Below are 24,387 nucleotides of genomic sequence, written 5' to 3' on the forward strand. Positions count from 1 at the left end.
AATCCTGTAGCTAAGCGGCGCGACACTGAACAAGGAAAAGGGAATTGGCAATGGTCGATGTGACGGTTCGCGGCGCAGGAATTTTCGGCCTGTCCATCGCCTGGATTTGTGCGCGCCGCGGTGCGAAAGTGCAGGTTGTCGATCCGTCCGGTCCCGGCGCCGGGTCCAGCGGAGGTCTGGTCGGCGCATTGGCCCCGCATGTGCCGGAAAACTGGAACGCCAAGAAAGCATTTCAGTTCGACAGTCTGATCATGGCTGAGCCATTCTGGCGACAGATCGAAGACACTGGCGGGGTTTCCCCCGGCTATGGCCAGCTGGGCCGCCTGCAGCCGATCCCGGACGCGCGTGGTCTGGAACTGGCCCGCCAGCGCGAAGGCACCGCAGATGAGCTTTGGCAAGGCCGGGCGGAATGGCGTGTCATCACCACGGCCCAAGCGGGTTCTTGGTGCCCACCCAGCCCCACAGGCTTTGTCATTCGCGATACGTTGACGGCACGAATGCACCCCCGGCGGGCCTGTGCCGCGCTGGTCGCAGCCCTGGAGGTCATGGGCGTTCACATTGTCAGTGAAGCCAGGGACAAGGGGCAGGTCATCCACGCCACGGGCCTTGCAGGATTGCAGGAACTGAACGACGCCTACGGCAAGACCGTCGGAAATGGTGTCAAAGGGCAGGCCGCCCTTTTGCGCTTCGACGCGGGGGAAGTGCCGCAACTATTCGCCGACGCGATTCACATTGTCCCGCATGCTGACGGAACACTTGCGATCGGATCGACCTCGGAACGGAATTATGAGAACCCGACCAGCACGGACGAAGCTCTGGACGACGTGATAGACCGCGCCACGCGCGTCCTGCCCCTGTTGCACGGGGCCGAGGTGATCGAACGCTGGGCTGGTGTGCGCCCGCGCAGCAAAAGCCGAGCGCCGATGTTGGGCGCCCATCCCCTGCATCAAGGGCAGTACATCGCCAATGGCGGGTTCAAGATCGGTTTCGGCATGGCCCCCAAAATCGCCGAGGTCATGGCCGATCTTATGCTGGAAGATCGGGATACGATCCCTGATGAGTTCCGGCCCGAAGCCTCATTGTGACTGCGCGGCGGCTTGCATGCATTGCCGCCCGTCAGGGCCGCGCACCCACATGTTTTCACCCCTCCGGCACAACTGGGCCGTTTCGAAATGCATCAATGGCGAAGTCGCGCGGAATGAAAACGAGGCGAGCGGGCCGATCAGGTCAACCGCGAACAACATCAGAAGCTGCGCCAAAAGCGGCCCGTGCACGACCAGCCCGCCATATCCTTCAACATCGCGCGCATAGTCCAGATCGTAGTGAATACGGTGGCCATTGAAGGTCAGGGCCGAGTATCGAAACAACAACGTTGAATCGAACCCGACTTCGCGGCAATCGGTCTCATCGGTGCGCGCTCTGGGCGGTTGGGGCATTTCAGCATCCGGCGCAGGATCTTCGCGATAAACGAGATCCTGCCACTCTGTCACGCGCAACTGACCGTTCTGCCAGATCTCGTGCCGCAAAGTGACAAAGCCCAACGGGCCGGACCGCCCCACCTTGGCGCTTTGGCTTTCAAGAACCGATTTCTTTTCGGCGGTTATCCCTGCGATCAGAGGAGCGTGAAAGGTCAACCGCCCCCCGGCCCACATTCTGCGCGGCAATCCCATATCCGGGATCAGGCCCCCAACCTTGGGATGCCCATCCCGACCCAATTCGGCGGCCGGTTGCGGTGTCCAGAAATAAAGCTGATGGAAGAAGGGCGGCAATTCCGAACCACTGGCGATCGACGGCACACCGCCCAGCGCCACCTGAAATGCCGTCGCGCGGGCCGGATCCAAGAGATCGGTCTGTCGCTCTTGCGTCATTTGCCTGACCCGCGATCAGAAACCGGCCTCGGCCCGGAGTTTCTGCATCAAGTCATGCAAAGACTTTTCGTACCGGTCCGAACGCAGCTTTCCCTGATCGTCGAATTCGTTCGAACTGTTCGCCAGATGGATTTCGGGCCCTTGCAGGATGCGCGGCTGAAATGGAACCATACAGGCCCGCAGGATCATCTGCGCGCGTTCCCCGCCTGCACGACCAGCGGCCGCCGACATGACCGCAACCGGTTTGTCGGCCCATGGATTGCCTTGCGTTCGGCTGACCCAGTCCAGCGCGTTCTTCAGAACGCCTGATGGACCCTTGTTGTACTCAGGTGTCGAAATGATCACCGCATCGGCCTGTGCGATCTGATTGGCCAGCGTATGAACCGCCTCAGGAATCCCTTCTCCGTCTTCCAGATCACCATCGTAGAGGGGCAGGTTCAAATCCGCTTCGACAAAGCTTGCCGGATCGAACAACCGTGCCGCCTCGCGCAGAAGCTTACGGTTGGTCGCGTTCTGGCGCAGAGAACCGGACAGGCCAAGAAGGGTCGGTTGGGACATCGGGAAAGCTCCGTTTCTGTGTTTCCCGCAAGTTAGACCGAGATCACCCCGATCCAAACCCCATTTGACGCACAGTCATTGCGCAATCCGAGCCGCCCATTGGGCGGCCCCGCTGTTCATGCCGCGCAGTGGTTACGCGTTTCCGCTGGGCACCACGACAATCTCGACACGCCGGTTTTGCGATTTTCCTTCGGGCGTCAGGTTGGACGCGACAGGGTTGTTTTCGCCCTGCCCGATCGTGCGAATGCGGTTATAGCTGACACCGTTGGCCTGAAGGATATCGGCCACGGCATTCGCGCGACGCTCTGACAGGCCCTGATTGTAGGTTGCGTCGCCGTCGCTGTCAGTGTGCCCGATGATCTGCACGTTCGAATTCGGGTAGTTGACCAGGTTCTGGCCCACTTTCACCAGGTCAGACCGCAACGCCGGGCGCACGGTCGAACTGTCGGTGTCAAAGGTGATGTCATTCGGGACCGTCACAATCAGGCGATCGCCTGCGTTGACGATTGTAATTCCGTCATTTGCCAGTTGTTGACGCAGCTCCGCAGCCTGCTTGTCCAGTTGGTTGCCGATCACGCCGCCCCCGGCAGCACCGATTGCAGCACCGGCCAACGCGCCCAGACCGGGGTTCGAATTATTGGCAATCGCCCCGATTCCAGCGCCGACCAGCCCACCCAGAACGGCGCCCTGTTTGGCGTTCTGGTTCGGGTCGTCTTGTACTGTCAGCGTGCCCGGGTCGGTACAGGCCGCCAACACAAGGGCTGAACACAAACCTGTGGCCACGAAAAACTTGGAAATCGTCATGATATCACCTTCTGCTCCAGCACCCGTTATTCGGGCGTGCTTCGTTTTCCGCAGTATATCACTGGGCAGGCTTGGCGGCTCAAGCAACAATGCGGTGAAGTCGGCGAATACCCGCCAAACACGTATTCAAACCGCTTCAACGAACGTTTCTGCATTCTGTTGCTCCTGCCAGAGCTCGCGCAATGACCCGCTTTGTCCTGAAAAGCTATCTTCGGTGCATTCACTGGACCAGATACGGTCGGTGCGGAAATGGCGAAACCCGTTGCGCAATTCGCACCAGCCTGCCAGCATCGTGCATTCGATGTGATAGATCAGCGCCACAGGGCGCACGACCCGAACCGTGCGTTCGCCTTCGCCATCTTCATAGGTGATACGGATTTTCCGCTCTGCCCTGATGGCTTCGCGGTAATGCGCGATCGAAACGCAACCCTTGTTTGGATCATCCGCCGGGGCACCCCATGGGGCAACCTGCAACCAATCCGCTGGGCAATGCAATGCGTCGATCTTCTGGCATATCCGGCTGGCGGCCCTTTGCAGGTGACTGTCGCCGGTACGCGCAAGAAGAGACAGGCCAACCCACAAGGCTTCAACCTCTTCTGCATCGAAATTGAGCGGCGGCAGATCATAGCCGCGCCGCATCACGTACCCGATACCGGCCTCACCTTCGATAGGCGTCCGTTGCGCCTGCAACTCGGCAATATCCCGATAGACCGTGCGCACGGACACCTCCAACCTTGCGGCCAGCGCCTCTGCCGTGACCGGAGCGCCCGCAGCCCGCAGGATCTGGATGATTTCAAACAATCGGGTCGAACGGCGCATTGCATCCTCCTGTCAACATGCTGACACCCTAGCACACCCCACTGACAAGAGGGTGTCAGGAGTGATGGGCCAGATTGGAATGGCATCGAAAGAAGGAGCACGAAAAATGCCTTACCTCGACACCCATGTCATGATGACACTCAGGCTGGGGCAATGGTCTCAGGACCATACCCTGCGCGCCTTCGAGATCGAGCGCGAAATCGCCATGGCCCGGCAGTGCAAGCAGCCCGTTTCAAAGAAACGATCCAGACGTTTTTCGCTGGGGAATCTGAAGATGCTCTGGACCAGCACGGCCTGAGATCAGAACTCGGACCGGGCCCGAAACTTCATCGAAACCCCACCTTCCGGGTGTTTCAGGCGCAGTTCTTCTGAATGCAGCATCAATCTGGGGAAGTCCAGCGCATCGCCCGTCGCATAGAATGGATCGCCCAGGATCGGGTGGCCCAGCGCCTGCATATGAACGCGAAGTTGATGAGACCGGCCCGTTTTGGGAAACAGACGCACACGCGTCGTATCGCCTTCGGTCTTCACGACACGCCAGTCCGTCACGGCAGGTTTGCCCGTCGCATGGCAAACCATCTGTCTGGGCCGGTTGGGCCAGTCCACGATCAGAGGCAAGTCCACGGTGCCGGTCTTGGGTTCCAGCTGCCCCCAGACACGGGCGATATAAGTTTTGCGGGTCTGACGCTGCTCGAATTGCATGCTCAGGTTGCGCTGCGCGTGCGGCGTCTGGGCAAAGACCATGACACCGGACGTGTCCCGGTCCAGCCGATGCACCAGCAGTGCTTGTGGAAATACATCCTGCACCCGGGTCAACAGACAATCTGACAGATGCGCGCCCCGCCCCGGAACCGAAAGCAGGCCCGATGGTTTGTTCACCACGATCAGCTGTGCATCTTCATGCAACACATCCAGCGGGGTTTGAGGGGGATCATAGGTGTCGCTCATGCAGGGTGCCTATCCCAGCTCGTGACCTCCCGCAACGTCGTCCTTGCATGCCCGCCCATGTTCGGTGACCTTCTCTCCAAAAGCGGAGGAGATGCCATGCACCCGACAATTGAACGCATGCAAGAGGTTGTCGCAAAGGGCGATGAGGCCTTGATCCATCAGCTCCTGGCCGAAGATGTGCAGTTCCTGCCGCCCACATACTACAGCACCTGGACAGGGCGCGCACCGGTCGCTGCCGTTCTGGGGCATGTCGGGCAGGTGTTTTCAGATTTTCGTTATCGGCGCGCCATGGGCGACGGGAAAGACTGGGCATTGGAGTTTCAATGCAAAGTCGGCGATCTGGACGGTATCGGCGTGGATCTTGTTACGTTGAACGACGATGGGTTGATCCAGGTTTTCGAGGTCGTCATGCGCCCTTACAAAACGGTAGGTGCCTTGCGCGATGCCATGATGGCGCGGGTCATGACAGACGCTCGTTTTCTGGAATTCAAAAACGCGCTGAGCTGACAATGCCTCGTTCACTGGCTGCCGATCAGATTTTGCGGGTTCCGTTGCTTCCGGTGCTTGCCGCGCAGGGCCTATCGGTACGCAGGAACGCGCAGTTGCTGCCGGAACCGACTGGCCCGCGCGAAGGCCGCACAGGGCGCGGGCCGCGTCTGCGGCTTCTGATCACCGGTGACAGTTCGGCAGCCGGAGTGGGCGCAGGCACGCAGGATCAGGCGTTATCCGGCCATCTGGTCAACCGTCTGGCCGGGCACTATGCGGTCGAATGGCGGCTGGAAGCGACAACCGGGCACACCACCCAGGACACGATCGACCGTCTTTCGCAAATGGAAGGCGAATTCGATGCTGTCGTTACGGCACTCGGCGTCAATGATGTCACCCGGGCTGTGACACGCCAGCAATTTGCGCGCCGCCAGACCCGCCTTATCCGCTTGCTTTCAGAAAACCTGGGGACTCGTCGCATCGTCGTAACCGCAGTCCCGCAGATGAACAGGTTTCCGGCCCTGCCTCAGCCGCTGGCCTGGGTGCTTGGATGCCAGGCTGCGCGCCTGGATCAAGGGTTGCAAGAGGTTGCGGCTGCATTTCCGCATGTTCAACACCTGCCACTCGACCTGCCGGACGACCCGGCATTGGCTGCACCGGATGGCTATCATCCCAGCCCCCGGGCGTATGCGCTTTGGGCGGATGCAGCCGCGCGCCTGTTGCTTCAGGCCTGACCGCGCGCCTGCCGGATCATAGGGATCGAGTAAACGACCAGAGCCGCCCAGATCAGTGGGAATGCGATCATCCGGCCCGTGTCTATCTTCTCGCCGAACAGGGTTATCGCTGTAATGAAGATCATGGTCGGTGCGATGTATTGCAGGATGCCCATCGTGGACAGGCGCACCAGTTTGGCGCCGTTTGCATAGACCAGCAACGGCACCGCCGTCACGACCCCTGCACAGGACAACAACAAGGTGTCCGACATCGCGACACCGAAATGACCAGTGCCCCGCACACCCAGAAAGGTGACATAGACCAGTGCCGGAATCAAAAGGATCAGGACCTCAAGCAGGAAACCCTGGTTCGGCCCAATCGGCAGCGAGCGCTTGAAGAACGCGTAGAATCCCCAGCTGATCATCAACCCAAGAGCCGCCCAAGGCAAACGACCGGCTTCCACCACAAGTACCACCACACCCAGCGCAGCCAATCCGACCGCGAACAGTTGTGTCCGTGTCAGGGGTTCCCTCAACAGGATTGCCCCCAGCGCGATACTGAATAGGGGGTTGATGTAATAACCCAACGCCGCATCCAGTGCGTTGCCCGTGGAAATTGCCCATACGTAAATCGCCCAGTTCACGGAAATAAGCGCTGCTGTCAAAGCGGCCATACCCAACATCTTCGGATTGCCAAGCGCGGCCTTCAGATCCCGGGTTCGGCCCAGGACAACCAGCAACAACCCGGCCACAGGCACTGACCAGATAACACGGTGCGCCACAACCTCGACCGCGCCCATATGATCCAGCGCTTTCATGTACAGAGGCAAGAACCCCCACAGGACATAGGCCGTGACTGCCAGCGCAAGCCCCTTTGGTGTGTCCGTGTTCTGTGAAGGTAGAAGCGTGTCTGCCACATCGGGTCTCCGGTTGATACCGGTTCGGTTTAAGGCAGAAATGAGGGGGTTGAAAACTCTGAAAACAGTGAAGTGTCACATAACAATGTTTGATGAGTTGTCAGACCACGCTTTTCACGCGAGGTCTGAAATGCGAGGCTCTGCCTCGCGCTCCGGGATATTTGTGGCCAGATGAACAAGGGACCCGCTTTTCATCTGGCCGAAAATATCCCGGGGGAGTCGCCGAAGGCGGCGGGGGCAGCGCCCCCACCAAACCCCGTGGTCACACCTTCACGCGTTCGGATTTCGGGTCATACATCGGCTTGAGCGACGCCTCGGCCCGGACTTTCGTGCCACAAACGTCGATCTCGTAAGTCGAGGCCAGAACGTCCGCGGCTTTTTCCCCTTCGCAGGGCACGTAACCCAAACCGATGGCGCCACCCAGCGTGTGGCCATAATTGCCCGAGCTGAGATAGCCTACATACTCGCCATCGCGGATGATCGGTTCATTGTGGAACAGCAGCGGCTCGGGATCGGTCAGGCGGAATTGCACAAGGCGCGATTTCGGGCCGCTTTCCTTGCGCGCGATCACCGCCTCGCGGCCGATGAAGTCGCAGCCCTTGTCCACCTTGACGGCAAAGCCCAGCCCCGCATCCACCACGTGATCTTCGCAGGTGATGTCATGGCCGAAATGGCGGAAGCCCTTTTCGATCCGGCAGCTGTCCATCATGTGCATGCCGCACAGCTTCAGCCCCATGTCCTGCCCCGCCTCGTGCAGCGTTTCAAAGACGTGGCCCGCCATGTCGGATGAGACGTAGATCTCCCAGCCCAGCTCACCCACATAGGTGACGCGGTGGGCGCGGGCGAGGCCCATACCGATCTCGATCTCCTGCGCGGTGCCGAAGGGGTTTGCCGCGTTCGAGAAGTCGTTGGGCGAGACTTTCTCCAGCAAGGCCCGCGAGTTCGGACCCATCACCGCCAAAACGCCTTCACCCGCCGTGACGTCGGTGATGACCACGTTGAAATTGCCCGAACGACGCATCATCCAGGTCTGATCCGCCAGGCGCGTCGCCGCCGGGGTGACCACCAGATAGGCGTTCTCGGAAAGGCGGGTGACGGTGACATCCGCCTCGATCCCGCCGGAACGGTTCAGAAACTGCGTGTAGACGATCTTGCCATTGGGCACGGCATAGTCGCCGCCACCGACATAGTTCATGAACTTCTCGGCATCGGGGCCCTCGACCCGGATCTTGCCGAACGAGGACATGTCGTAAATGCCCACGTTTTCGCGCACAGCGCGGTGTTCGGCGGCCGAGTTCTCGAACCAGTTCTGACGCTTCCAACTGTAGTTGTATTCGCGCTCCTGCCCTTCGTTCGCGAACCAATTGGCGCGCTCCCACCCGGCCAGCTCACCGAACACGGCACCGTGTTCATTCAGGTGGTGGTGGAATGGCGTCCGGCGCACGCCGCGCGCGGTGGCTTTCTGGCGATAGGGGTAGTGGTCGGCATAGAGCAGGCCCAGCGTCTCCTTGGACCGTTCGAAAAGATACTGCTTGTTGCCCTGGAAGGGCTGCATCCGGCTGATGTCCACGTCGCCCAGGTCAAAGGGTTTTTCGCCTGTGTCCATCCATTCGGCCAGCGCCATGCCCGCGCCGCCCGCCGACTGGATCCCGATCGAGTTGAAGCCGGCGGCGACCCAGACGTTGTCCATCTCGGGCGCAAGGCCAAGGTGATAGGCGTCGTCGGGCGTGAAGCTTTCGGGCCCGTTGAAGAAGGTGTGAATGCCTGCCTCGGCCAGCATCGGCATGCGGTTGCAGGCGGCCTCGAGGATCGGTTCGAAATGGTCGAAATCCTCGGGCAGCTGGTCGAATTCGAAACTGTCTGGGATGCCCTCCATCGCCCAGGGCTTGGCGTTGGGCTCGAAGGCACCCAGCAGAATCTTGCCTGCATCCTCCTTGTAATAGGCGCATTCATCCGGCACCCGCAACACCGGCAGCTGCGTCAGGCCGTCGATGTTCTCGGTCACGATGTAGAAATGTTCGCAGGCGTGCAGCGGGACGTTGACGCCCGCCATTCGGCCAACTTCGTGCCCCCACATGCCGGCGCAGTTGACCACCATGTCACACTCGATATTGCCCGAGGCGCTGCCGTCATCGGCCACCCAGTCCACGCCGGTCACGCTGCGGCCCTGTTTGACGATATCGGTGACCTTTACCCGTTCCTTGACGATGGCGCCCCGCTGGCGGGCGCCCTTGGCCAGAGCCAGCGCGATGTTGGCCGGATCACCCTGCCCGTCCAGCGGCAGATAAACTGCACCCTTGACGCCCTCGAGATTGATATGCGGATACAGTTCCTGCACGCGCTCATTCGAGATTTCTTCGACCTCGACGCCAAACGCCCGCGCCATCGCAGCCTGACGATAGATTTCCTCTTTGCGTTCTTCGGTCAGCGCCACGGTGATCGACCCGCAGCGCTTGAAGCCCGTGGCGACACCGGTTTCCTCTTCGAGTGAGCCATACAGCTCCTGACTGTACTTCGCCAGCTTGGTCATGTTTGCGGTGGCGCGCAGCTGTGCGATCAGACCCGCTGCATGCCAGGTGGTGCCACTTGTCAGCTGCTTTCGTTCAAGCAACACGACGTCTTTCCAACCCTTCTTGGTCAAATGATAAGCGACCGAGCATCCGATGACGCCACCGCCGATGATGACCGCTCGGGCCTTGCTGGGAAGATCAACCATCCTGAAATCTCCGCTGTGTAAGGTTTGGCATAGGTTGCCACGGAAGATCGACGACAAATGCACCAAAAGCGTCACGAAATCCGCAGTTTTCACCGATGTGATGCCGCTCGCTTTTGCCGACGTACGACAAAGGGCGTGACCCCGAAGAAGCTTTTGTAAACAGACGAAAACCCGTTCGGAAAACCACAGGCCAAACCAATTTCGCGTACGCTCATCGTGGTGTTCAGCAACAGGTTATTTGCCTTGGCCAGTCGCATTTCCCGGTAGAATCCGTTGGGAGTGGTTCCAAAAAAGGTTTTGAACTTACGCTCGAGGGACCGGTTCGACAGGTGCAGCGATTCGACGATCTGATTGATCGGCAGGGGGTCTTCGATATTGGCCTGCATAAGCTTTATGCACTGATCCAGCTTCGAATCGCCTGTCGCCGTCAATTTGGCGCCCGAGAATGGCTGCATCGAAGCGAAATCGCGGATATTCTCATGCAGCATGATGTCGGCCACGGTCATCTTCGCAGGCCCCGAGATATGGCGCCCGATCACCGCCAAGGCGATATCCGTCGTGGCCTCCATCCCGGCACATGTCACAACCGCGCCCTGTTCGGTTGCGATCGACAGTTTGGCTTCGAACCGGGCGCCGCGTTCCCGCAGGAACGATGCGTTTTCCCAATGGGTTGCCAGGTCGGCTGTTCCCTGCTCGTCGATATAGCGGCTGGCGGCTTCGGCCAGCAGGAACACCTTGGCGTCCCGGAAGGTATAGTCCGACACCACCCGCCCCAACGACAAATCCGGATGGTCCGGGTCTGAATTGCCGATTACGAACAGGTAATCCGCCCTTGGCTGTGACGGCACCGCTTCTGTTTGAACCACGGCGTCACTGCTGCTGGCAATCGGGCCACCTTTGAGCGAGCGATAGGTGAAGGTGAACGGAGGGCTTGGGCATACGCGGTTGGCCAGCCTCAATACCTCTACCAACGACGCCAGCTCCAACAGCACGAAACCCGGCGCGACAAGGATGTCGAAATGCCGGATGGCCTGTTTTGGAGCGTCCGAAGTAGATTTTGCCGCCATTTTCTTCAAACGATGTTATGACCGGTGGCCCGCAACCGGTTCGCCAGTTCTTCGATATGATCCGGCCCGATTTCGCAGCATCCGCCAACAATCGTTGCCCCCTGATCGATCCACCGCATCACCTGATCCGCATAAGCCCCGGGGCCAAGGTCATGCCGTTTTTGCAGCGCATCCACGGTCGGCGCATCCTGAAGGAAATCATCCGAAATATGCGTGAAGCCATTGGCGTAGGCCCCATAGGGCCGACCCATGCCGGACAGAACTTCCAGCGCCGCCGGGATCGCCTCGGGGCACGAACAATTGATCAACACGGCATCGGGCGAAAACTCCTCCACCAGCAGAGCAATGTCCGCCAACGGTTCGCCGGACCTGAGAAGGCTGCCATCGTCATCATTGACCGACAGGGACAGCCAAACCGGTTTTCCGCATCCTGCCGTGCCACGCAATGCGCCCTCGGCTTCCTGTACCGACGAGACGGTCTCGATCAAAAACAGATCGACCCGCGCGGCCATCATGGCCACAAGTTCGGCGAACTTTTCAGCCGCATCCGCCGGGTCCGGGTTAAGGTCGGGGCGATATGAAGCGAGCAATGGCCCCAGTGCACCCGCGATCCGCCCCCCGGTTTCCGTTCGGGCACGTACGGCCTGTGTCAGGGCGGTGTCGATCAGGGTAGGCATATGATCCTCCATCCCCACCCGCACCAGACGAGAGCGATGGACGGCATAAGTATTGGTTGTCGCGACCGTCGCACCCCGGCTGAAATAATCGCGGTGCACTTCCGCGACCAAATCGGGGTGATCGATCATCACGCGCGTCGACCACAGCGGTGTCGCCCGGTCGCCACTGCGTTTTACCAGTTCCTGCCCGATAGAGCCGTCCAAAAGAGTGATATCCGCCATGTCATTACTCCTCAGGGCACCAATACCAGTTTTCCCGGAAGAGTCTTTGACTGAAAATCAGCCTGTGCAATACCAATATCCTTCAACGGATAGGTCCGGGAAACCAGTGGCTTGATCCGTCCGGTATTCACCAGTTCAACAAGACGGTCAAAGACTTCGGGCGCCTGGTGCGTGCACCCATGTATGGTGATGTCGCGCAGATATATGTCCCGCAGATCAGCTTCGACAATCGGGCCTGCTATTGCCCCCGAAACGGCATAGTGCCCGCCGGATTTCAGGGAAAGGATCAGCGATGGCCAGGCCGGGCCACCCACAACGTCGATCACCACATCGAACATATCCTGCGGAAGCGGGTCGTTCCGGTCAAACGTATTCTCGGCCCCCTGGGATTTCACGATCTCGGCTTTCGTGCCCGCTGTTACAGCCCAAACCGACGCCCCGCGCAGGGCGGCCAGTTGCACCGCCGCCAGCCCGACGCCACCCGAGGCGCCGGTGATCAGCACCTTGTGCCCGGCAGTCACGCCTGCGCGGGTCAGCAGGTTTTCCGCCGTCCCGAAGGCGCAAGGAATGGCGGCGATTTCCACATCCGAAAGGGGCGAGGCGCTGACGTCATAGAGATCATCGGCTTCAACCAGGCAGTACTGCGCAAAAGCCCCGTCGATTTCGGAACCCAGCGCAATGAAGCCCTGCGGGTTTCCCGGGCGCGGGCGCGGCAGGTTTATCGGACAGGTCACGCGCTGCCCGGGTTTGAAGGCAACACCCGGCCCAACCTGTTCCACGATGCCGCAAAGATCTCCGCCCTGAATGCGGGGAAAGTGCAATGCACCGCCCCAACCGCCCGCTTCGACCTTCTGATCAACGGCATCCGTCGCGCCGGTGACGTCCGAGGAATACCAACCGACCCGTGTGTTGATATCCGTGTTGTTCACGCCTGCGGCGGCGACCCGAACCAGAACTTGCCCTGCCCCGGGTTCAGGAACCGGGATATCATCTCGCCATTCCAGAACTTCGGGGCCACCGTGACCCGTCAGATAGACACCGGACATCGTCTTTGGAGCATTCATTTCGCTGGCTTCTCAGGTCTGGTCGTCGGGATGGGGCGGAACCGGTCCCATCGGCACGATGTCATATCGGGCATTCAGGTCGGCCATCTTGGCCTCGTCCTCGAAATCCGCCGGGGTCATGGTTGCCAGTTCCGCAAGGAAACCATCAAACCCGGATGGTTGAAAGATCATGAGCATCCGTGCCGGTTTTTTGTCGGCAACCCGGCAGGCATGCGGCACACCCGCCGGAACATGCATGGTGGTGCCCGGCGTGCACAGGTGCCAGTCTCCGTCGACATAGAAATCCACGGCGCCCTCGAGAAAATAGAAAGTCTCGGCGTGGCTGTCGTGGCGATGAAGGCCAAGCGCGAAGCTGGCCTTCAAGTTGTCTTCCATCAGGGTGTACGCCCCGCCCGTGTCCTGACCGGAAACCTTCACGAAGGTATGGTCGTTCTCCCAGTCATAGTTAGGACCCTCACCGGGTCCCTGCTTGGAATATCGCGGGCGCATATGGGCCTCCTTGTGTCAGGCGCGCAGCCGCTCGTTTGCGGGATCCCACAGCGGCTGATCCTCCTGTACCACGGCGCGGCACTTCTGGCCGTAGATTTCCACCTCGAGCTCGGTACCAGGGTTTGCAAGTTCTGACTTGATCATGCCCAGCGCGATGGATTTGCCGACGCGGTAACCCCATGCGCCCGAAGTGGTCTCGCCCACGATCTGATCGCCCTGCCAGATGCACGACATGTAAGGCGCATCGCAATCACCTGCGTCGACAGTCAGGGTGACGAACGACTTTTTCACACCCTGCTGCTTTTCGTTCAGGATAGCGGCCTTTCCGGGGAAGTCCTGTGGCTTGTCCAGTTTGACAAACCGCTCCAAACCCGCTTCCAGCAGCGAGTAGTCGGTGCTGAGGTCGCCCTTCCACGCGCGGTATCCCTTTTCGATGCGCAGGCTGTTCAGCGCATACATGCCAAACGGCTTGGCCCCGGCGGCAAGGATCGCGTCATAGATCGCGGGCATGTGCTCGTTGAGCGCATGCACCTCCCAGCCCAGTTCGCCGGCGAAGGACACGCGGATCAGGTGGGCGGGCTGTCCGGCCACGGTGGCCGCCTGATGGGTCAGCCAGCCCAGCGAGAGGTCGGCATCGGTCAAGCCCGACAGGATCTCGCGCGATTTCGGCCCGGTCACGATCAGCGTGTCGCGGGTGGTAGTCACGTCCTCGACGGTGACGCCCGCGGGCATCGCGTTCACAAGGATGTCGCGGTCATGCCATTGCGCGGTGGCGGCGGTGATCATCACGAAGTCATCCTCACCCAGGCGCATGCAGGACATCTCGGTCAGGATGCGGCCGCGATCGTCGGCGATGTAGACCAGGTTGATCCGGCCCACCTTGGGCAGGCCACCGGTGACCAGCCCGCGCAGCGCCTCGGCCGCGCCTTCGCCCTTGACGACAAACCGCGAGAAACCCGGCAGGTCGAGCACGCCGCAATGGTCACGCACGGCTTCGCATTCTTCTTTGATGCGCTGCTCCCACGGGCCCGAGCGGCCCCAGGTGTGGGTGCTTTCCTCGGAGGTGTCATCGCCCGGTTGCGCGAACCAGTTGGCGCGCTCCCAGCCATTGTAGACGCCCATGACGCCGCCCAGTTCCTTGACCTTGGCATGCACGGGCGACAGCTTCTTGTCGCGCGCGGCGGGCCATTCATGATGCGGGAAGTGCATGGCGTATTCGTTGCCGTAGACTTCCATGCCCTTCTGGTTGCAGTAGTCCTGATCGGTGTAGTCTGTATAGCGGCGCGGATCGACGGCCCACATATCCCATTCGGTGGCGCCATCCACGATCCATTCGGCCAGTACCTTGCCCGCGCCGCCGCCCTGGGCGATGCCGAAGGTGAAGGTATGCGCCTCGAACGCGTTCTTAACGCCGGGCATCGGGCCGATCAGCGGCAGGCCATCGGGCGCATAGGGGATCGGGCCGTTGATCACGCGCCCTACGCCCGAGGTCGCCATCAGCGGTACCCGCTCCATCGCGTCGGTGACGATGTCCTCGATCCGGTCCAGATCGTCGTTCCACAGCTGGAAGCTGAAATCCTCGGGCATCGGGTCGTCCTCGGTCATCCAGTGGCCCTTGCAGTTGGGCTCGTATGGGCCAAGGTTGAAGCCGTGCTTTTCCTGTCGCAGGTAGTAGGAGATATCCACGTCGCGCAGCAGCGGCAGCTTGCCACCGTTTTCCTTCGACCAGGCTTCGACCTCGGGGATCTCGTCAGTCAGCAAATACTGGTGGCTCATGACCATCGCCGGTACGGTGCGGCCGCCATAAGGCTTGAACCATTCGCCCACACGCTGCGCGTAGTAGCCGGCGGCGTTGACGACATAGTCGCAGTCGATGTCGCCCTTTTCGGTGTGGACGGTCCAGGTGCCGTCGTCATGCTGGGTCACGCCGGTGGCCGGGCAGAACCGGATGATCTTCTGCCCCATGTCGCGTGCGCCCTTGGCCAGCGCCTGGGTCAGCTGCGCCGGGTCGATGTCCCCATCGGTCGGGTCATACAGAACGCCCTCAAGATCATGAGTTTCCAAGAACGGGTAGCGTTCCTTGGCCTGCTCCGGCGTCCACATTTCCATCGGGATTCCCTGGTAGCGGCCCATCGACATGGCCCGCTGGAACTCCTGCATCCGCTCTTTGCTGTGCGCCAGACGGATCGACCCGGAAACATGGTAGTTCATCGGATAGTCGACCTCTTCACCCAGACGCGAATACAGCTCGGTCGAATAGCGCTGCATGTTCATGATCGCCCACGAGGTCGAAAAGGTCGGAACGTTACCGGCCGCATGCCAGGTCGAGCCTGCGGTCAGTTCGTTCTTTTCCAGCAGAACGCAGTCGGTCCAGCCTTTCTTGGCCAGATGATACAGCGAGGAAGCCCCCACCACACCGCCACCGATAATGACCACGCGGGCTTTTGTCGGAAAATCACTCATGTGTCTTGGTCCCTGTTACTGTGCCCGTTGGGGCAGATCGTCCGTGATGTCGTAATAATCGCCCTTGTCAGCCACAAAGATGTGCTTCGAGAGCTTTTGGCCCGTGGGCGCATCGAACGCGCCCATGGCAATCGAAATCGTGTCCTCTTCGGTCTGTTGCCAGAAGAGAAATGAGCCGCATTTGCTGCAAAACCCGCGCCGTGCGATGTCTGATGCGCGAAACCAGTTCAGCGTGTCGCGGGCCGAGAAACTCAGATTGTCCTGATGGGTCGTGGTCGAGGCCCAGACATGGCCGGATTGCTTTCGGCACTGCCCGCAATGGCAGACCGAAGGCGGAGAAAGGTCTCCTTCGATGGTGAAGGTAACTGAACCGCAAAGGCAGGACCCTCTGTACATAAGATTACCCCCTTGCCGCAGGCGCGGTGCTGGTTCCCAACAACACGCCGTAGATTATGAAACAGGCCGCCATCACCCGGCGCACCCAGATGTTGAACACTGCGCCCAGCGCCGCCTTGCCCATCAAAGCGCCCAACACGGTAAAACCGGTATAGCTGAGCGTTGTGATGAAAAGTGCGGTTGGCATGATCACGACCATCTGCTGCCAGATCGGCACGTCCGGCTGCACGAATTGCGAAAACGCGGCCAGATAGCCCGCGACGCTTTTTGGGTTGATCGTGGCCACTGCCAGCGCGTGCAGATAAACGTGCCGGGCCGGGCGTTCCGAGACCGGAGCGGGCTTGCCGGCATTCATCCATCCCCGCACGCCCAACCAGATCAGAAAGCCCGCGCCGACCAGCTTGGCTACGAAAAACCCGGTCGGAGAAGCGGCAATCAGGGCTGTGACGCCCAGCGCGGACAGAATCAAAAACATGCTGGCTTGCGTCAGTATGGCCAATACACCCATCATGGCCTTTGGAAACGGCAGGCTCATCCCGTTCGAGATGCAGTTGACCGCGTTCGGCCCCGGTGTGGTGACGAATACCACCCAGAACAGCGCGAAAATGGTCCAGGCCTCGAATGACATCAGTACACCGGCGGAGCAATGACCCAGATGGCCACAGCAGGCTCTTCATAGGGGTTGGCCCATTGATAAGGTTCATGTTTGATCCGAAAACTGTCGCCCGGCCCCACCAGAAATTCACGCGACCCGATCGTCAGGTTCAATCGACCTGAAATCATATAGCCCACTTCCTGGGTCGGGCGGTTGGCGGGTGTCTGCATCCGTGAGTTTGGCTCGAACGTGGAATGCACCATTTCGAAATCATCGGTCAGATCCGGCGACAGCAACTCTTCGATCAGGCCTTCTTCGCCCGACCCCATCGGGCGACGCGACCCGGCGCGCACGACGTAGCCCTGTTCGTCTGCTGGGGCAGCGGAATGCGCAAACAGCATCGACATTGGCACGCCAAGGCATTCTGCAATCTGGCGCAGGTCCGAGATTGAAGGCTCGGACAAATCGCGCTCTACCTGGCTCAACCAACCGACAGAGCGATCCAGCCGAGTTGCAATCTCGGTCAGGGTCAACCCTCTGGCCTTGCGCAAGGCCCTCAGGTCAGCACCAAGGGTTGCGCTTTGGGGGGCTTGGCTGTTCACAGGCCGCTCCGAATCTCGTGAAATTCTTACTTCGTTTTTCACGATGAAGCAAGCTGGTGAAATTTCCAAGCATTTTTTCACGCTCGGTTTCATTTGGGTGTCGATCATCATCGTGTGCGAAAGACAGAATTGAGGACCAGCAGGCGCACAGGCCCCTGAAACACCAGAAAAACCGCAGGGGTGCAGCAGCCGAATTTCAGTTTTTGCCGTACAAGGACTTCATTTCAAAAAGACAGACATATCGCTCCCCCGTGGCGCTGCGGCGACATGGGAAACCCTTCGCGACAGAGACAGATCTGGAAAAGCCTGAATCGTGCAAAGCCCGCCTGGCTTTAGAGTTGAAGGCCGGCAAAAACCTTCACTTCATCCAACACATGTTGAGGCCAACGACGGGTGAAACTGTCGGCGATCGTTTCGCGCTTTTCCGGCTCAAGCCCGGCAAGCAAGCTGGGAAATCGGCGGCGATTTCTGGGCAGCGTCCACATTTCGATGCCGTTTTCGAAACAGTAACGGGCAAAACGCACGTCGACGAACTTCTCGCTGCCTTCCATGTATTCCAGTGTCGGGAACAGCGACCCGGACACCATGACGGTTCCGGTTCCCAACTGGTGTACCCTGGTCGAGTAGGTCAGCCGTTGGTTCATACGCAACAACGTGCGCTGCCGTATCGACCTGGGCGTCGGGTTTTTGAACGTCGTGGCATGATAGCCGAAGACACGCTTTTCCAGTCCGACGCCCCGCGCCCGGCGTATGGTCTGACGGACATAGTTGTCCGCATATTCGATATCATCGTCGACCAGAAAAACGGTATCTGCCGGATCCGGCTGGAAAATGAACTTGCCGACATCCTTGTAATCCCGGTCAGGGATCACGGCGGTGACGTTGTCGAACTCGCCCAGAAAATCGGGAACTTCCTGATATTCGTTCAGGCAGATGAAAACCCTGTCGACCTGATGCGCGATGCTTGCCACCGAATGGGGCAATACGCCGATGCGATCCGGGAATGTCGCCATATGGGCGCGTCTGATCCCTTTTGGAGGCGCTTCATCCGCGACCGTCGGATTGATGTCAGACTCTTGCATCCCTGAGAAACACCCCAAAACGAAACTTCGCTATGGATTTTGATAGGAGATCGCTTCAAAGCCTGCAAGACGAAGTCAGCCGGGCCGTACGATCGCCCGGGAATCCCTTGGGTTGATGCACATCAGCAACGACCGCAACGGTCAGTGCCCGGCAAACACGGCGGTCAGAATGTCTTCCAGATTTTGCGCATCCTGTTGCGTGAAAGCATCCGGCTGGTCGCTGTCAATGTCAAAAACGGCGATGACTTTTCCCGACGAATCCCGCACGGGCAGAACCAGTTCGGACCGGGTTGAGCTGGCGCAGGCGATGTGACCCGGAAACGCATCGACATCCGGCACCAGTTGCGTTTCGCCCGTTCTTGCGGCTGCACCGCAGACGCCCCGTTCGAACGGGATGACCAAACAACCATGCCCACCCTGATAGGGGCCGATTTTCAGAACGCCCGGTTCGGTGACACGATAAAACCCGGTCCAGTCGAAACGATCGTCGGAATGGTGAACCTCGCAGGCGACAGTGGCCATAAGAGCAACCTGGTCCGTTTCGCCTTCGGTCAGGGCCGCGATGGTTTTGGCAAGCGTTTCATAATCGGCAGTCATTGATTGCAACCCCTTCGGATGGTCGGGGGCACGGCCCCCGAACCCCCCGGAGTATTTGGAAAAAGATGAAGGGTCAAACGCGTTCGATGGCAATGGCCGTGCCTTCCCCCCCGCCAATGCAGATCGCCGCGACGCCCCGTTTGAGGTTACGTTTTTCCAGCGCATTCAACAACGTAACGATGATGCGGGCACCAGAGGCACCGATGGGATGGCCCAGGGCGCAGGCGCCGCCATTCACATTCACCTTGTCTCGCGGCAAGCCCATTTCGTGCATGAATGCCATCGGCACAACCGCGAAGGCCTCGTTCACTTCCCACAGGTCGACGTCATCCTTGCTCCAGCCAATGCGTGACAAGAGCTTCTGCGCCGCCGGAACCGGAGCCGTCGTGAAAAGGCCGGGCGCCTGAGCATGACTCGTATGCCCCAAAATCCGGGCCCGAACCGTCATGCCCTGCGCTTCGGCGGTTTCTGCCGACGCAAGAACCAGCGCCGCCGCGCCGTCCGAAATCGAAGACGAGTTAGCCGCCGTCACCGTACCGTCCTTGCGGAACGCAGGCTTCAGCGTCGGGATCTTCTCGGGGCGGGCGGATTTTGGCTGCTCATCTGTCTCCAGCAGAGTTTCACCCTTGCGCGTCCGGACGGTAACGGGCGTGATTTCCTGATCGAATGCGCCATTTTCCTGCGCAGACAGCGCGTTGGACAAAGATTGCAGCGCGTATTCATCCTGTGCTTCACGGGTGAACTGATACGCCTCGGCACAGTCTTCGGCGAAAGTCCCCATCAGACGGCCTTTGTCATAGGCATCTTCAAGGCCGTCGAGGAACATGTGATCAACCACCTGGCCGTGGCCAATGCGGGCACCGCCGCGCATCTTTGGAAGAAGATAGGGCGCGTTGGTCATGCTTTCCATGCCGCCCGCAACCATCGTATCTGCGTGACCCAATGCAATTTGGTCAAAGGACATCATAGCGGCTTTCATCCCCGAACCACACATTTTGTTCAGCGTCGTGGCAGGAACCTCTTCGCCCAATCCCGCCGCGAACCCGGCCTGCCGCGCAGGTGCCTGACCCTGCCCCGCCGGCAAAACGCAGCCCATCAGCACTTCGTCGACCGTCTGCACCCCTGCCTGCTGCAAAGCCGCGCGGATTGCTTCGCCCCCGAGGTCAGCCGCAGCAACACCGTCAAACATGCCCTGAAACCCGCCCATCGGTGTACGGGCGGCCCCTGCTATTACAACGTCTCTCATCCGGGTTTTCCTCCTGCTTTCGGGCTCTTGAATACCGAATGGTAAGAATTGCCGTCTAGCGTATTTCTACGACTCAATTTCAGTTTGGAAGGCGGCAGGATCATGGGGCTGACCAGCAAGACAACCGGCGAAACTCAGATCATCACCGTTCATGCCGACCGGATCGATGCTGCAATGGCCATTCAGTTCAAGGAAGACATGCGCGCCAATACCGAGGACAGCGCTCATCGCGTTGTGCTGGATCTGTCCGATGTCGAGTTCATTGACTCCAGCGGTCTGGGTGCAATCGTTGCCTCCATGAAACAGCTGGGCAAGGACCGGAGGCTTGATCTGGCCGGATTGCAGCCAGTGGTCGAAAAAGTTTTTCGCCTGACACGCATGGATACGGTTTTCAGGCTTTTTGAAACACTGGATGACGCGTTGTCAGAGACAGACGCCTGACGGCAGCAGGGGATAGATGGCGTGGAGCCGATTGAAAACAAGACCTGTCTGGAATTGACCTTCCCTGCGACGGAATCAGAGGCCAGCGAGGGCATTGCAAGGCTCAGCGTCGGTCTGGCGGAACGGGGATTGCCCCCGCATAAAGCCGGTGACGTGAAGATTGCTTTGGCTGAAGCCATCAACAACGTCGTGGAACACGCTTACAATGGCATCGCCGCGGCCAAGGTTCAGGTCACCTGCCGGCTGGACAGGGATCTTCTGGACATCTTGATCTCGGATACGGGGCGCCCGCTGCCTGGATACCAACCTCCGGATGGCACCCCTGCTCCGATTGGAACGGATCTGCAAGACCTCCCCGAAGGTGGGTTCGGCTGGTTCCTGATTCATCGCCTCACCAGTGATATCAGGTACGAGCGGCGCGGGGGATGCAACCGTCTATCCCTGCGGTTTGACTTTGAACCCAACGGGTGATCGACCATAATTGGTCACAATAAGGTCATTTTCGAAACATTGTCGCGCCGCAAACAACCGCCATACAGTGACTCGTAGCTCAGATAGCTTCCCTCGGCGCCACATATCACAGCCCCCACCCAGTGAATGGCGCCGAGGAACTTCCCATCCTGAAATCGCTGGACAATCGCTGATCAGTGAATAGCTTTCTCTTGTTCCAACGAGAGAGAATTCGCCATGCGTGATCTGCATAATCCGGGCCGATCCGAAGTTTTTGCCACGCAAGGCATGTGCGCGACGTCGCATCCGCTGGCGGCCAAAGTGGCCATCGATATCTTGGGCCAGGGCGGCAACGCGATGGATGCCGCGATTGCCGGGGCTGTTCTTTTGGGGATTTGCGAACCTCAGATGACCGGATTGGGCGGCGATTGCTTCGTTCTGTTCAATCGCGCCGGCGAAAGCAGGATACGCGCACTCAACGGATCGGGTCGCGCGCCGGCTGCCGCGCACTCCCAGGTGTTGCGCGATCAGGGCCTGTCATCCGTACCTTTGAATGGGCCGGATGCCGTGACCATTCCCGGAGCCGTCGATGCCTTCTGCCACCTGGCCCAGACCGAGGGTCGCCTGGGGTTGGGCGCGATTTTGAAACCGGCGATTCATTATGCTGAAGCGGGTGTTCCGGTGGCTCCTCGGGTCGCTTTCGATTGGAAATCGGGTGCCGCAACACTTCAGGGCGCCGCCCGCGACCACTATCTGATTGACGGGCAAGCCCCGTCGATGGGGCAGGTTTTCCGTGCGCCGGGACAGGCGGAGGTTTTGCGCCAGATCGCGGCCCACGGTCGCGACGCGTTCTATTCAGGTGAAATCGCCGATGATATGATCACCGCACTTTCGAAAAGGGGTGGTGTCCATTCCGCTGAGGATTTTCATCACACAAGATGTACTGAAACGCAGCCGATACATGGGGCCTACAAAGGTGTGGATTTGGTGGAACATCCGCCGAACGGCCAGGGCGCAACCGCGATTTTGCTGCTGAATATCCTCAAGCATTTTGACATGGCCTCGATGGATCCATTCGGAGCAGAGCGTATTCATATCGAAGCCGAGGCCACCAAACTGGCCTATGACGCTCGAAACCGGTTCATCGCGGATCCCGACCACATGGCAAGAGTGGAGCGCTTTCTGGATCCGGATATCGCTGCCAGACTGGCTGCTTTGATCGATCCCCAAAAGGCGATGCCTGCTGCGGCGCCTCTGACCGAAGCGGTTCACAAGGACACGGTTTACATCACAGTCGTCGACCGCGACCAAATGGCTGTTTCGTTGATCTATTCGATCTTTCACAGCTTTGGGTCCGGTATCGCGTCGGAAAAATACGGCATATTGCTGCAAAACCGCGGGGCTGGATTCACATTGCAACCCGGCCACCCCAACGAACTGGGCGGCGGCAAACGCCCGATGCACACGATCATTCCGGGAATGTTGGCGCAGAACGGTCGGGTCACGATGCCGTTTGGTGTCATGGGCGGTGCCTATCAGCCAACCGGACACGCGCGTTTCGTGTCAAATCTTACCGATTTCGGGCTTGGGTTGCAGGAAAGCATCGATGCGCCGCGCGCTTTCTTCGACGGATCGGTTCTGAAACTGGAACGTGGGTACAGCGAGGCAATCGCGAAACAATTGTCCGATATCGGCCACAATATTGAAGTGCCGGAAACACCTCTTGGCGGAGCGCAAGCGATCCGAATCCGGAACGACGGCGTTTTGGAAGGCGCCAGCGACCCACGCAAGGACGGCTGTGCGCTTGGATATTGATCTGCGGCAGACCTATGCCCGCCGGTTCGGCTCTGCTAGTTCAGGTGGAAATGCAGGGGGTATGAACCATCTTCGAACGGTCCGAACATATTGGGGATATCCGGGTGCTCGACCGGTTCGCCTGAATAGTCTGCAACCAGATTTTGTTCTGAAACATAAGCAACATAGAAGGATTGGTCGTTCTCGGCCAGCAGATGGTAGAACGGTTGCTCTTTCCTTGGGCGGCTGTCTTCCGGAATGGCCTGATACCATTCTTCGGTATTCGAAAACTCGGGATCCACGTCAAAAATCACCCCTCGAAAAGGGTGTTTCTTGTGACGAACCACCTGGCCCAAGCCGTATTTTGCACGTGTCTTTAGCATTGTATCAGCCCCCAACGCTTTTTTTACCCGTTTCCGGGCGGAAAAGCCAATCATTGATGTGAAAATCAGGGAAACAGTCTGTGAACCTTATACTGACAGTGTTCGAAATCGTGGCGCCGGTTTTTCTATTGGCGGCTGTTGGTTTTACATGGGTTAAGCTGGGCTTTGAATACCGCCTGCAATTCGTTACCCGCTTTGCAACTATGCTGGCAATGCCCAGTCTGATATTTGTTGCCCTGATGCAAACCGAGATCCCGGGCAGTGATCTGTCGCGCTTCACGATGGCGACGCTGGTCGCAAATCTGCTGCTGGTGGTTGTGTTCTGGTTGATCGTTCGAGGGCTGAGACTGGACCCGCGAACATATCTGTCGCCTTTGATCTTCGGCAATACCGGAAATCTGGGCCTGCCGCTGTGCATCTTTGCCTTTGGTCAGATTGGTCTGGGATATGCTGTTGTCTTTCTGTCAGTTACCGCGCTGTTTTCTTTCACTTACGGGATTTATCTGGTCGCCGGGAAAGGTGCGTGGGGACAGGTTGCGCGCCAACCAATGGCCTGGGCGACGATCCTTGGCGCAGTGTTTCTTTGGCAGGGGTGGCAGACGCCGACATTTCTGACCAACACGCTGGAGCTTTTGGGGCAAATGGCTGTTCCGCTGATGTTGGTCACGTTGGGTGTGGCAATCGCCCGTCTGACCTCGCACAGCTTGGGGCGGGCGCTGTGGCTGTCAGCGCTGAAACTGGCGGTGTGCTTTGCGCTGGGATGGGGAATCGGGCGATGGTTTGATTTGGATACGATCGCATTTGGCGTTCTGGTTCTTCAAATCTGTACGCCGGTTGCCGTAACCTCTTACCTGTTGGCCGAACGGTTTGGGGCCGATTCCGACGCCGTCGCCGGCATGGTCATGGTGTCCACAGTGCTTTCCGTAGCGGCGTTACCGGCTGTTCTGGCTATCATTTTATAGCGATTGTGATTTCCTCAGCGCTCAATCT

General features: G+C 59.4%; 27 protein-coding genes. 8 read left to right on the plus strand and 19 right to left on the minus strand.

Features of this window, described 5'->3' with window-relative positions; translation table 11 throughout:
• The first annotated feature begins 50 nt into the window (after positions 1–50).
• Positions 51–1,085 carry an FAD-binding oxidoreductase gene (locus GS620_RS17705; RefSeq protein ID WP_171617236.1) on the plus strand — a complete coding sequence of 345 codons (1,035 nt, stop codon included), beginning with the start codon at positions 51–53 and terminating at the stop codon, positions 1,083–1,085.
• Here GS620_RS17705 and GS620_RS17710 read toward each other — a convergent pair.
• The 4 genes from GS620_RS17710 to GS620_RS17725 all read right to left on the minus strand — a co-directional run bounded on the left by GS620_RS17710 (position 1,077) and on the right by GS620_RS17725 (position 4,049).
• Positions 1,077–1,868, minus strand: a complete 792-nt coding sequence (locus GS620_RS17710) for an acyl dehydratase (protein WP_171617238.1) — start codon at positions 1,866–1,868, stop codon at positions 1,077–1,079. The genes GS620_RS17705 and GS620_RS17710 overlap by 9 nt on opposite strands.
• Positions 1,869–1,883: 15 nt before the next feature.
• Positions 1,884–2,426 carry an NADPH-dependent FMN reductase gene (locus GS620_RS17715; protein ID WP_171119885.1) on the minus strand — a complete coding sequence of 181 codons (543 nt, stop codon included), beginning with the start codon at positions 2,424–2,426 and terminating at the stop codon, positions 1,884–1,886.
• Positions 2,427–2,558: 132 nt separating this feature from the next.
• On the minus strand, positions 2,559–3,230 hold the full coding sequence (locus GS620_RS17720) for an OmpA family protein (RefSeq protein WP_152459228.1): 672 nt from the start codon (positions 3,228–3,230) through the stop codon (positions 2,559–2,561).
• Between the two features lie 126 nt (positions 3,231–3,356).
• Positions 3,357–4,049, minus strand: coding sequence for a YafY family protein (locus GS620_RS17725; RefSeq protein ID WP_171119887.1), 693 nt, complete (start codon positions 4,047–4,049; stop codon positions 3,357–3,359).
• 106 nt (positions 4,050–4,155) lie between these two features.
• On the opposite strand from GS620_RS17725, the gene GS620_RS17730 reads away from it, so the two are divergent.
• Positions 4,156–4,347 (plus strand): hypothetical protein, encoded by a 192-nt coding sequence (locus GS620_RS17730; RefSeq protein WP_170345624.1) that lies wholly within the window; start codon positions 4,156–4,158, stop codon positions 4,345–4,347.
• A gap of 2 nt (positions 4,348–4,349) precedes the next feature.
• Here the strand turns inward: GS620_RS17730 and GS620_RS17735 are convergent, their stop codons facing one another.
• On the minus strand, positions 4,350–4,997 hold the full coding sequence (locus GS620_RS17735; protein ID WP_171617240.1) for an RluA family pseudouridine synthase: 648 nt from the start codon (positions 4,995–4,997) through the stop codon (positions 4,350–4,352).
• Positions 4,998–5,093: 96 nt separating this feature from the next.
• Here GS620_RS17735 and GS620_RS17740 point away from each other — a divergent pair, with 96 nt between their 5' ends.
• Together GS620_RS17740 and GS620_RS17745 are read left to right on the plus strand one after the other, a co-directional pair.
• A complete protein-coding gene (locus tag GS620_RS17740; protein WP_171172209.1) occupies positions 5,094–5,504 on the plus strand; it encodes a nuclear transport factor 2 family protein in 411 nt (136 codons plus the stop codon).
• Between the two features lie 2 nt (positions 5,505–5,506).
• Positions 5,507–6,217 (plus strand): SGNH/GDSL hydrolase family protein, encoded by a 711-nt coding sequence (locus GS620_RS17745; protein WP_171617243.1) that lies wholly within the window; start codon positions 5,507–5,509, stop codon positions 6,215–6,217.
• Here the strand turns inward: GS620_RS17745 and rarD are convergent.
• From rarD to GS620_RS17810, 13 genes are all read right to left on the minus strand, one after another.
• A complete protein-coding gene (rarD, locus tag GS620_RS17750; RefSeq protein WP_171119891.1) occupies positions 6,208–7,113 on the minus strand; it encodes an EamA family transporter RarD in 906 nt (301 codons plus the stop codon). The two genes, GS620_RS17745 and rarD, sit on opposite strands and share 10 nt — an antisense overlap.
• A gap of 262 nt (positions 7,114–7,375) precedes the next feature.
• On the minus strand, positions 7,376–9,829 hold the full coding sequence (locus tag GS620_RS17755; RefSeq protein ID WP_171617245.1) for an FAD-dependent oxidoreductase: 2,454 nt from the start codon (positions 9,827–9,829) through the stop codon (positions 7,376–7,378).
• An 89-nt stretch (positions 9,830–9,918) separates the two neighbouring features.
• The gene (locus GS620_RS17760) at positions 9,919–10,896 is read right to left on the minus strand and encodes a GlxA family transcriptional regulator (RefSeq protein WP_152459236.1); all 978 of its coding nucleotides are present in this window, start codon (positions 10,894–10,896) and stop codon (positions 9,919–9,921) included.
• Between the two features lie 5 nt (positions 10,897–10,901).
• Positions 10,902–11,795, minus strand: coding sequence for a homocysteine S-methyltransferase family protein (locus tag GS620_RS17765; RefSeq protein WP_171172216.1), 894 nt, complete (start codon positions 11,793–11,795; stop codon positions 10,902–10,904).
• 11 nt (positions 11,796–11,806) lie between these two features.
• On the minus strand, positions 11,807–12,859 hold the full coding sequence (locus tag GS620_RS17770) for an alcohol dehydrogenase family protein (protein ID WP_152459238.1): 1,053 nt from the start codon (positions 12,857–12,859) through the stop codon (positions 11,807–11,809).
• Positions 12,860–12,871: 12 nt separating this feature from the next.
• Positions 12,872–13,348: a cupin domain-containing protein gene (locus tag GS620_RS17775; protein WP_171617247.1), complete on the minus strand. Its 477-nt coding sequence runs from the start codon at positions 13,346–13,348 to the stop codon at positions 12,872–12,874.
• A 15-nt stretch (positions 13,349–13,363) separates the two neighbouring features.
• A complete protein-coding gene (locus GS620_RS17780; RefSeq protein ID WP_171617249.1) occupies positions 13,364–15,811 on the minus strand; it encodes an FAD-dependent oxidoreductase in 2,448 nt (815 codons plus the stop codon).
• 15 nt (positions 15,812–15,826) lie between these two features.
• Positions 15,827–16,207, minus strand: a complete 381-nt coding sequence (locus GS620_RS17785; RefSeq protein ID WP_171119897.1) for a GFA family protein — start codon at positions 16,205–16,207, stop codon at positions 15,827–15,829.
• Between the two features lie 4 nt (positions 16,208–16,211).
• Complete coding sequence (locus GS620_RS17790) at positions 16,212–16,835, minus strand: LysE family translocator (RefSeq protein WP_152459242.1); 624 nt, start codon at positions 16,833–16,835, stop codon at positions 16,212–16,214.
• On the minus strand, positions 16,835–17,404 hold the full coding sequence (locus GS620_RS17795) for a helix-turn-helix domain-containing protein (RefSeq protein WP_152459243.1): 570 nt from the start codon (positions 17,402–17,404) through the stop codon (positions 16,835–16,837). Before GS620_RS17795 ends, GS620_RS17790 begins: the two co-directional genes overlap by 1 nt.
• A gap of 332 nt (positions 17,405–17,736) precedes the next feature.
• Positions 17,737–18,486 carry a hypothetical protein gene (locus tag GS620_RS17800; protein ID WP_171617251.1) on the minus strand — a complete coding sequence of 250 codons (750 nt, stop codon included), beginning with the start codon at positions 18,484–18,486 and terminating at the stop codon, positions 17,737–17,739.
• A 141-nt stretch (positions 18,487–18,627) separates the two neighbouring features.
• Positions 18,628–19,083 (minus strand): GAF domain-containing protein, encoded by a 456-nt coding sequence (locus GS620_RS17805; RefSeq protein ID WP_171617253.1) that lies wholly within the window; start codon positions 19,081–19,083, stop codon positions 18,628–18,630.
• A 73-nt stretch (positions 19,084–19,156) separates the two neighbouring features.
• Positions 19,157–20,329 carry an acetyl-CoA C-acyltransferase gene (locus GS620_RS17810; protein ID WP_171364480.1) on the minus strand — a complete coding sequence of 391 codons (1,173 nt, stop codon included), beginning with the start codon at positions 20,327–20,329 and terminating at the stop codon, positions 19,157–19,159.
• A 102-nt stretch (positions 20,330–20,431) separates the two neighbouring features.
• Between GS620_RS17810 and GS620_RS17815 the strand changes: the two genes are divergently transcribed.
• From GS620_RS17815 to ggt, 3 genes are all read left to right on the plus strand, one after another.
• On the plus strand, positions 20,432–20,770 hold the full coding sequence (locus GS620_RS17815; protein ID WP_117872067.1) for an STAS domain-containing protein: 339 nt from the start codon (positions 20,432–20,434) through the stop codon (positions 20,768–20,770).
• A gap of 21 nt (positions 20,771–20,791) precedes the next feature.
• Positions 20,792–21,241: an ATP-binding protein gene (locus GS620_RS17820; RefSeq protein WP_171172230.1), complete on the plus strand. Its 450-nt coding sequence runs from the start codon at positions 20,792–20,794 to the stop codon at positions 21,239–21,241.
• A gap of 216 nt (positions 21,242–21,457) precedes the next feature.
• Complete coding sequence (ggt, locus tag GS620_RS17825) at positions 21,458–23,035, plus strand: gamma-glutamyltransferase (protein WP_171617255.1); 1,578 nt, start codon at positions 21,458–21,460, stop codon at positions 23,033–23,035.
• A gap of 35 nt (positions 23,036–23,070) precedes the next feature.
• Here ggt and hspQ read toward each other — a convergent pair whose 3' ends face one another.
• Positions 23,071–23,397 carry a heat shock protein HspQ gene (gene hspQ / locus GS620_RS17830; protein ID WP_117872061.1) on the minus strand — a complete coding sequence of 109 codons (327 nt, stop codon included), beginning with the start codon at positions 23,395–23,397 and terminating at the stop codon, positions 23,071–23,073.
• Between the two features lie 80 nt (positions 23,398–23,477).
• Here hspQ and GS620_RS17835 point away from each other — a divergent pair, with 80 nt between their 5' ends.
• On the plus strand, positions 23,478–24,359 hold the full coding sequence (locus GS620_RS17835; RefSeq protein ID WP_171617257.1) for an AEC family transporter: 882 nt from the start codon (positions 23,478–23,480) through the stop codon (positions 24,357–24,359).
• The last annotated feature ends 28 nt before the right edge of the window (positions 24,360–24,387 follow it).

This window comes from Ruegeria sp. HKCCD6428 (assembly GCF_013110595.1).
Taxonomy (GTDB): domain Bacteria; phylum Pseudomonadota; class Alphaproteobacteria; order Rhodobacterales; family Rhodobacteraceae; genus Ruegeria.

Excerpts from the sequence above, each read along its gene's own strand:
- GS620_RS17705 (WP_171617236.1), top strand. The coding sequence starts at position 51 with ATGGTCGATGTGACGGTTCGCGGCGCAGGAATTTTCGGCCTGTCCATC.
- GS620_RS17710 (WP_171617238.1), bottom strand. The coding sequence starts at position 1,868 with ATGACGCAAGAGCGACAGACCGATCTCTTGGATCCGGCCCGCGCGACG.
- GS620_RS17715 (WP_171119885.1), bottom strand. The coding sequence starts at position 2,426 with ATGTCCCAACCGACCCTTCTTGGCCTGTCCGGTTCTCTGCGCCAGAAC.
- GS620_RS17720 (WP_152459228.1), bottom strand. The coding sequence starts at position 3,230 with ATGACGATTTCCAAGTTTTTCGTGGCCACAGGTTTGTGTTCAGCCCTT.
- GS620_RS17725 (WP_171119887.1), bottom strand. The coding sequence starts at position 4,049 with ATGCGCCGTTCGACCCGATTGTTTGAAATCATCCAGATCCTGCGGGCT.
- GS620_RS17730 (WP_170345624.1), top strand. The coding sequence starts at position 4,156 with ATGCCTTACCTCGACACCCATGTCATGATGACACTCAGGCTGGGGCAA.
- GS620_RS17735 (WP_171617240.1), bottom strand. The coding sequence starts at position 4,997 with ATGAGCGACACCTATGATCCCCCTCAAACCCCGCTGGATGTGTTGCAT.
- GS620_RS17740 (WP_171172209.1), top strand. The coding sequence starts at position 5,094 with ATGCACCCGACAATTGAACGCATGCAAGAGGTTGTCGCAAAGGGCGAT.
- GS620_RS17745 (WP_171617243.1), top strand. The coding sequence starts at position 5,507 with ATGCCTCGTTCACTGGCTGCCGATCAGATTTTGCGGGTTCCGTTGCTT.
- GS620_RS17755 (WP_171617245.1), bottom strand. The coding sequence starts at position 9,829 with ATGGTTGATCTTCCCAGCAAGGCCCGAGCGGTCATCATCGGCGGTGGC.
- GS620_RS17760 (WP_152459236.1), bottom strand. The coding sequence starts at position 10,896 with ATGGCGGCAAAATCTACTTCGGACGCTCCAAAACAGGCCATCCGGCAT.
- GS620_RS17765 (WP_171172216.1), bottom strand. The coding sequence starts at position 11,795 with ATGGCGGATATCACTCTTTTGGACGGCTCTATCGGGCAGGAACTGGTA.
- GS620_RS17770 (WP_152459238.1), bottom strand. The coding sequence starts at position 12,859 with ATGAATGCTCCAAAGACGATGTCCGGTGTCTATCTGACGGGTCACGGT.
- GS620_RS17775 (WP_171617247.1), bottom strand. The coding sequence starts at position 13,348 with ATGCGCCCGCGATATTCCAAGCAGGGACCCGGTGAGGGTCCTAACTAT.
- GS620_RS17780 (WP_171617249.1), bottom strand. The coding sequence starts at position 15,811 with ATGAGTGATTTTCCGACAAAAGCCCGCGTGGTCATTATCGGTGGCGGT.
- GS620_RS17785 (WP_171119897.1), bottom strand. The coding sequence starts at position 16,207 with ATGTACAGAGGGTCCTGCCTTTGCGGTTCAGTTACCTTCACCATCGAA.
- GS620_RS17790 (WP_152459242.1), bottom strand. The coding sequence starts at position 16,835 with ATGTCATTCGAGGCCTGGACCATTTTCGCGCTGTTCTGGGTGGTATTC.
- GS620_RS17800 (WP_171617251.1), bottom strand. The coding sequence starts at position 18,486 with ATGCAAGAGTCTGACATCAATCCGACGGTCGCGGATGAAGCGCCTCCA.
- GS620_RS17805 (WP_171617253.1), bottom strand. The coding sequence starts at position 19,083 with ATGACTGCCGATTATGAAACGCTTGCCAAAACCATCGCGGCCCTGACC.
- GS620_RS17810 (WP_171364480.1), bottom strand. The coding sequence starts at position 20,329 with ATGAGAGACGTTGTAATAGCAGGGGCCGCCCGTACACCGATGGGCGGG.
- GS620_RS17815 (WP_117872067.1), top strand. The coding sequence starts at position 20,432 with ATGGGGCTGACCAGCAAGACAACCGGCGAAACTCAGATCATCACCGTT.
- ggt (WP_171617255.1), top strand. The coding sequence starts at position 21,458 with ATGCGTGATCTGCATAATCCGGGCCGATCCGAAGTTTTTGCCACGCAA.
- hspQ (WP_117872061.1), bottom strand. The coding sequence starts at position 23,397 with ATGCTAAAGACACGTGCAAAATACGGCTTGGGCCAGGTGGTTCGTCAC.